Below are 352 nucleotides of genomic sequence, written 5' to 3' on the forward strand. Positions count from 1 at the left end.
ACGGCGGCGTCTTGCGCCGGAGCCGCAGCGGCCTGCTCGGCAGCGCGGGTCTTGGCCTCGGCATCGGCCGCCGCCTTGGCCTTGGCTTCGGCTTCGGCGCGCACCGCGGCCTCTTCCTCGGCGCGGCGGTTATCCTCGGCGCGGCGCTTTTCTTCCTCGATCGCCTGGAGCTTTTCCTCCTCCTCGCGACGGCGGTTTTCCTCGCCCATGCGCAGGCGATCTTCCTCGGCCTCGCGCTGAAGGCGCGCGACACGCTCCTGCGGCGTCTCGCCCGGAGGGCCCTTGCGCAGCGGGCTGGGCGCGGGCTTCTTCTTGGCGACCGGTGCGGGGCGCGCGGCCGGACGGGCCGGAG

1 pseudogene is annotated in these 352 nt (G+C 74.4%); it reads right to left on the reverse strand.

What is annotated here, in order from left to right:
* Positions 1-352, reverse strand: a pseudogene (locus MTR62_RS21230) (translation initiation factor IF-2); the annotation flags it as partial.

Source organism: Novosphingobium organovorum (assembly GCF_022832435.1).
GTDB classification, from domain to species: domain Bacteria; phylum Pseudomonadota; class Alphaproteobacteria; order Sphingomonadales; family Sphingomonadaceae; genus Novosphingobium; species Novosphingobium organovorum.